Source organism: Tardiphaga sp. (genome assembly GCF_028290785.1).
GTDB lineage: Bacteria > Pseudomonadota > Alphaproteobacteria > Rhizobiales > Xanthobacteraceae > Tardiphaga.
In genome coordinates, this window is record NZ_JAQGJD010000364.1 from 1 (window position 1) to 5,969 (window position 5,969).

The window sequence follows — 5,969 nt, forward strand, 5'->3', positions numbered from 1 at the left end:
GCGACACTTTGCGGAAAGGGGCACGCCGACCGATAGCGTGATTATTGGCGCGCGCCACAACCATCTCGACAAGCAGCCCGACCTGGTGCTCACCGGCGTAAACAAGCGCAGCAATGACGCAGAGCACGTGGTCTATTCCGGCACCATCGCCGGCGCGCTGGAAGGCACTATTCTCGGATTCCCGTCGGTGGCGCTGTCGCAGGAATTTTCCATGGAAACCCGCCACGCGCCGCTGTGGGACACCGCACTGAAGTTCGGCCCGGATGTGCTGCGCAAGGTGATCGCGGCCGGCGTGCCGAAGAACACGGTGATCAACGTCAATTTCCCGGCCTGCGTCGCGGGTGACGTGTTGGGCGTCAAGGTGACGCGGCAGGGCAAGCGCAACCAGGGCTTTTTGCGCGTCGACGAACGCAAGGATGGTCGCGGCAATCCGTATTTCTGGATCGGCTTCGAGCGCATCGCCGTGGTCGATACGCCGGCGGAAGGCACCGACCTCGCGGCCCTCGCCGCGCGCTACGTCTCGGTGACGCCGCTGCGGCTGGATCGCACCGACGAGGCATTTTCGGAAGCGCTGACGGCGGCGATGAAGTAGGGCTCGTAGGATGGGTTGAGCGCTTGCGAAACCCATCAACTGCGGCCGATGGGTTTCGCGAAGACGCTCAACCCATCCTACAACTACAACTCGTTGCGACGCTAAACCGCCACGCCCTTCAGCGTGCTGGCGAGCACCTGGGCCAGCGTCTCCATCTGGAACGGCTTCTGCAACGTCGGGCGGTCGCGGAATTCTTCCGGCAGGCCCTGGGCGCCGTAGCCGGTGGCGAAGATGAAGGGGCGGCCGCGGCTGTGGATCACTTCGGCGACCGGTGAAATCACCTTGCCGTTGACGTTGACGTCGAGGATCGCGATGTCGAATTCGGTCGAGCCGGCCAGACGCACGGCCTCGTTGATCTCGCCGGCTTCGGCGGCGACGCTGTAGCCGAGCTCCTCGAGCATATCGGCCACCATCATGCGGATCATTACCTCGTCTTCGACGAGGAACACCGATCCGCCCGGCGGCTTGGTTGCAGTCATAGCCGGTTTCCTCGTTCAATTCCTGAACAAAATCGCAAATTACGCTTCCGAACGCAATCTAGGCGCATTGCCGTTTCCATGAAATAGACGCACGCTTCCCCTGCGTCCCATTTCCGACATAGCGATGCAAAAGTGGATGAATGCCCCGCTATCAACGTACCAGCCCGGGGCTGGTTCCAACGGTGGAACGGCGAAGCAGCATTCGCAAGGGTCTTAAGCCGACTCGCAAATTTGCGTCAATCTATCTGCGTTATGCCTCTGGGTGAACGAATTCGCGTTGCGTGAGGCTGCCATGATCTCCGTCGGACACCCGCCCGAACAAATGATGTTCCAACTCAGCCTGCGGCGCAGGGGAATCAGCGACCAATCGGTGCTGCGGGCGATGGAATCCATCCCCCGCGACCTTTTTGTGGCGCCGGCCGATCGGGCGCACGCCTGGCGCGATACCGCGCTGGCGATCGCCTGCGGCCAGACCATCAGCCAGCCCTTCGTGGTGGCCTACATGACCGAGCAGTTGCAGTTGAAATCCAGCCATCGCGTGCTGGAGATCGGTACCGGCTCCGGTTACCAGGCCGCGATCCTGTCGAAGCTCAGCCGTGACGTTCTCAGCATCGAGCGCTACCGCACCCTGGCGGATTCCGCCCGGGCACGGCTGGAAGGGCTTGAGCTGCACAATGTCGAGGTGATGCTGGGCGATGGCTACGACATCCCGGCCAATGTCGGGGCGTTCGATCGCATCATTGTCACGGCGGCGATGGAGGAGGTGCCCGGCGCGCTGCTCGAGCGGCTCGAAACCGGTGGCATCCTGATCGCGCCGGTCGGTCCGCACTCCGGGGTGCAGACCCTGGTCCGGTTCACCCGAACCGCCGACGGCATCGAGCGCAAGGAGCTGGTCGATGTCCGCTTCGTCCCGGCGCTGAAAGGCGTCGCGCGCGAACTGTGAAAAAAGTTCGACACCCCGATCACGGCTTCGTGGCAGGGTTAAAGGCTTGGTAACGGAGACGGTGTTTACTCAAATAAGTATTTTGTTGCGTATGAGTGAGTAACCAATGTCCAGCGTTGTCGAGTTGCTTTGCTCGCGCCGGGCCCCGCAGGTCGCGGTGCTGGCGCTAATGTCCATCGGGTTTGCCGGCTGCAGCGCCGACATGCAGACGCGACTTTCGCAAAATCCAAGTTTCGATTCCGGTCAGTCCCGCGGCTTCGGCTGGCAGGGCGAGTCGACGGGTTCGGTGGCCCCGCGCGCCGCGCCGCGCGCGCCGGTCGAGCGTAGCGAACTGCCGCAATACCAGCGCCCGGCCTACAACCCGCAGCCCACCTATCAGTCGTCCGCGCTGCCGCCGCCGATCGCGGCGCCGCAGTCCTATCCGACCCAGACCGGCCGCGTGGCTTCCGCAGCACCCGTGACCGGAGGCGGTCGCGGCCTCGGCTCCTACACCCCGCCGGCGCATCCGCCGATCGAGAGCACCGGTACCGTGGCGCCGCGCTCGATCGCCGCGACCAATGGCCAGGCCCGCGATGGCGGCACCACCATCATCGTCGGCACCTCCGACACGCTCGACGGCCTGTCGCGCCGCTACAACGTCTCGTCGGCTGCCATCCTGCAGGCCAATGGTTACAAGGGGCCGCGCGCGCTGTCGCCGGGCCAGCAACTGATCATCCCGCGCCAGACCGCGGCGATTTCGGCGCCAGCGCCAGCGCCCGCGCTGGCCGCGCCCGCCAGCAAGCCGGTGGCCGTTGCCGCCGGTGCAGCGTCGGTGCATGTCGTCAATCGCGGCGATACGCTGATGAGCATTTCCCGCCGCAACAACGTGCCGGTGGCAGATCTGGCTCGCGCCAATGGACTGGCACCCTCTGCCGGCCTGAAACTCGGCAGCAAGATCACGGTGCCCAGCGCCCGCGTCGCGGGTGCGCCGCCGGCGCCGCTCGCTGCTCCCGTCGCTGTTGCTGCTGCCCCGGTTGGCGCCGTGACGACCGCGCCTGCCACCAAGATGGTGTCCGCCGAGCCCGTTCAGAAGGCGCGTCTCGCCAGCGCCACCACCACGCCGGAAGAAGTCGCTGCGCCGGAATCGCCGGTCAAGGCGGCTGACGCCACCGGCGCGCTGCCGACGTTCCGCTGGCCGGTACGCGGCCGCGTGGTCACTGGCTACGGTGCCAAGACCAATGGCAAGTCCAATGACGGCATCAACGTAGCCGTGCCGGAAGGCACCCCGGTAAAGGCCGCCGAAGACGGCGTCGTGGCCTATTCCGGCAACGAGCTGAAAGGCTATGGCAACCTGGTACTGGTGCGCCACTCCAACGGCTACGTGACGGCCTACGCCCATGCCAGCGAGCTGATGGTGAAGCGCGGCGAAACCATCAAGCGCGGCCAGGTGATCGCCAAGTCCGGCCAGTCCGGCGAAGTCGGTTCGCCGCAACTGCACTTTGAGATCCGCAAGGGCTCGTCGCCGGTCGATCCAGCACAGTATCTCAACGGCGGCTAGCGCTGGTATTCGTGAAGTAACAAAAGGCGCCGTCTGCAAAGACGGCGCCTTTTGTTTTCGTAGGGTGGGCAAAGCATCGTCGCGCAAGCGCGAGGATGCGTGCCCACCGTCTTCAACAGCGGTGGGCACGGCGCAACCGCGCCTTTGCCCACCCTACGATCGACCGCTACTTCCCCGCCAGCTTCACGCCGAGCCGTCCCGCCAGTTCCTGGGTGAACTGCCACGCCACGCGCCCGGAGCGCGAGCCGCGCGTCGTCGACCATTCCAGCGCTTCGCGTTCCAGTTCGGCATCGTCGAGCGCGAGGCCGTAGTGGCTGCAATAGCCGCGCACCATGGTGAGGTATTCGTCCTGCGTGCACTTGTGGAAGCCGAGCCAGAGCCCGAAGCGATCCGATAGCGACACCTTCTCCTCGACGGCTTCGCCGGGATTGATCGCGGTGGAGCGTTCGTTCTCGACCATCTCGCGCGCCAGCAGGTGGCGGCGGTTCGAGGTGGCGTACAGGATGACGTTGTCGGGCCGGCCCTCGATGCCGCCTTCCAGCACCGCCTTCAGCGACTTGTAGGACGCGTCGTTGCCATCGAAGGAGAGGTCGTCGCAGAACACGATGAAGTAGAATTTCGAGGCGCGGATCTGCGCCATCAACGCGGGCAGGCTTTCGATGTCTTCGCGGTGGATTTCCACCAGCTTCAGTCGGCCATTGACCGACTTGCTGGCGTTGACGCTGGCATGCGCGGCCTTGACCAGCGACGACTTGCCCATGCCGCGGGCGCCCCACAACAGCGCGTTGTTGGCGGGCAGGCCGTTGGCGAAACGTTCGGTGTTCTCGATCAGGGTGTCGCGCACCCGGTCGATGCCCTGCAACAGCCCGAGATCGACGCGGCTGACCTTGGGCACGGGGACCAGCCGGCCGTCCGGATGCCAGATGAACGCGTCGGCTTTGGCCAGAGAATCGGCGCCAGACCGGTTCGGCGCTGCGGCGGCCATGCCGGCGGCGATCGCCTCCAGCGCCACGGCGATGCGCTCATCCATGGCTGGCGGTTTCGCCGCACGGGGGCGTTTAGCCGCAGCGGCGCGGGGTTTGGGAGCGGGGCGCTTCGCAGCGGCCTTGGACGGGGCGCTGGAGCTGGTTTTGCTGGGCTTTTTTGACATTTTGAGCCTTCCTGACGGCGAACCCATATCGAGCCCCGCGACCTGCCGCAAGCGCCTCAAATGAGAGGCAAATCGGCCCTGGGCAGCGTTGCAATTGGAGCGCCGGCCGCTATAGTCCGCGCGAATTTACCAAACCGGCCGAACGCCGCTGCGTCGCCGGTTGTCGCTGTTTTCACAAGGAATCTCCGATGTTCATTACTCCCGCCTTCGCCCAGGCAGCTGCTACCGGCGGCGACACCAATTCGATGCTGATGTCGTTGCTGCCGTTCGCGCTGATCTTCGTGATCATGTACTTCCTGATCCTGCGCCCGCAGCAGAAGAAGGTGAAGGACCACGCCGAACTGGTGAAGAACATCCGTCGCGGCGACACCGTCGTCACCTCCGGCGGCCTGGTCGGCAAGGTCACCAAGGTGGTCGATGACGAGCAGATCGAGTTCGAGATTTCCGACGGCGTTCGCGTTCGCCAGATGCGCACCATGATCTCCGGCGTGCGCACCAAGGGCGAGCCGGCCAAGGAAAAGGCCGACAAGACCGAGTCCGTCAAGGACGAGTCGAGCGCGAGCTGACGCGTTCGCGCGTCGCCATTTCAAGAATCTGACGGGTCAACTCGATGTTGTATTTCACGCGGTGGAAGGCGCTGGCGATCATCCTGACGGCGCTGGTGGTCTGCCTGTTCGCGGTTCCGAATTTCTTCCCCGAGGCCCAGGTCAAGACCTGGCCGAAATGGGCGCAGCGCCATCTGGTGCTGGGCCTCGATTTGCAGGGCGGTTCGCACATCCTGCTCGAGGTCGATGCCAATTCGGTGAAGAAGGACAAGCTCGATCAGGTTCGCGACGACGTCCGCCGCACGCTGCGTGATGCCAAGATCGTCTATACCGGCCTCGGCGTCCGCAACGACAATGTCGAAGTCCGCATCACCAAGGATACCGACGTCCAGAACGCGCTGACCAAACTGCGCGAACTGTCGCAGCCGCTTGGCGGCTTGCTCGGCTCCAGCGGCCAGCGCAGCCTCGATGTCGCCGATGCCGGCGGCGGGCTGATCCGCATGACCGTGCCGCCCGCAGCGATCACCGAACGCGTCCGCCAGTCGGTCGAACAGTCGATCCAGATCGTCGAGCGCCGCGTCAACGAGCTCGGCACGGTCGAGCCGCTGATCCAGCGCCAGGGTATCGACCGCATCCTGGTACAGGTGCCCGGCCTGCAGGATCCGACCCGCCTCAAGGAATTGCTCGGCAAGACCGCGAAACTCGATTTCCGCATGGTCGATT

6 protein-coding genes and 1 pseudogene are annotated in these 5,969 nt (G+C 64.8%); 5 read left to right on the forward strand and 2 right to left on the reverse strand.

Annotation, left to right across the window (positions count from 1 at the left end):
- On the forward strand, nucleotides 1-592 hold a 592-nt coding region (locus JWR89_RS23235; RefSeq protein WP_299720508.1), incomplete at its 5' end, for a 5'/3'-nucleotidase SurE.
- Nucleotides 593-693: 101 nt separating this feature from the next.
- On the opposite strand, the gene JWR89_RS23240 is transcribed toward JWR89_RS23235, so the two are convergent.
- Entirely contained in the window at nucleotides 694-1,071 is a 378-nt protein-coding gene (locus JWR89_RS23240; RefSeq protein WP_299720509.1) for a response regulator, read from the reverse strand.
- A gap of 292 nt (nucleotides 1,072-1,363) precedes the next feature.
- Here JWR89_RS23240 and JWR89_RS23245 point away from each other — a divergent pair, with 292 nt between their 5' ends.
- Nucleotides 1,364-2,014 carry a protein-L-isoaspartate(D-aspartate) O-methyltransferase gene (locus JWR89_RS23245; RefSeq protein ID WP_299720510.1) on the forward strand — a complete coding sequence of 217 codons (651 nt, stop codon included), beginning with the start codon at nucleotides 1,364-1,366 and terminating at the stop codon, nucleotides 2,012-2,014.
- Nucleotides 2,015-2,120: 106 nt separating this feature from the next.
- Nucleotides 2,121-3,551 (forward strand): LysM peptidoglycan-binding domain-containing M23 family metallopeptidase, encoded by a 1,431-nt coding sequence (locus tag JWR89_RS23250; protein WP_299720511.1) that lies wholly within the window; start codon nucleotides 2,121-2,123, stop codon nucleotides 3,549-3,551.
- A 166-nt stretch (nucleotides 3,552-3,717) separates the two neighbouring features.
- On the opposite strand, the gene JWR89_RS23255 is transcribed toward JWR89_RS23250, so the two are convergent.
- A complete protein-coding gene (locus tag JWR89_RS23255; protein WP_299720512.1) occupies nucleotides 3,718-4,701 on the reverse strand; it encodes an ATP-binding protein in 984 nt (327 codons plus the stop codon).
- Nucleotides 4,702-4,889: 188 nt separating this feature from the next.
- Here JWR89_RS23255 and yajC point away from each other — a divergent pair, with 188 nt between their 5' ends.
- Together yajC and JWR89_RS23265 are read left to right on the forward strand one after the other, a co-directional pair.
- Nucleotides 4,890-5,267, forward strand: a complete 378-nt coding sequence (gene yajC / locus JWR89_RS23260) for a preprotein translocase subunit YajC (protein WP_299720513.1) — start codon at nucleotides 4,890-4,892, stop codon at nucleotides 5,265-5,267.
- Nucleotides 5,268-5,311: 44 nt separating this feature from the next.
- Nucleotides 5,312-5,969, forward strand: a pseudogene (locus JWR89_RS23265) (protein translocase subunit SecD); the annotation flags it as partial.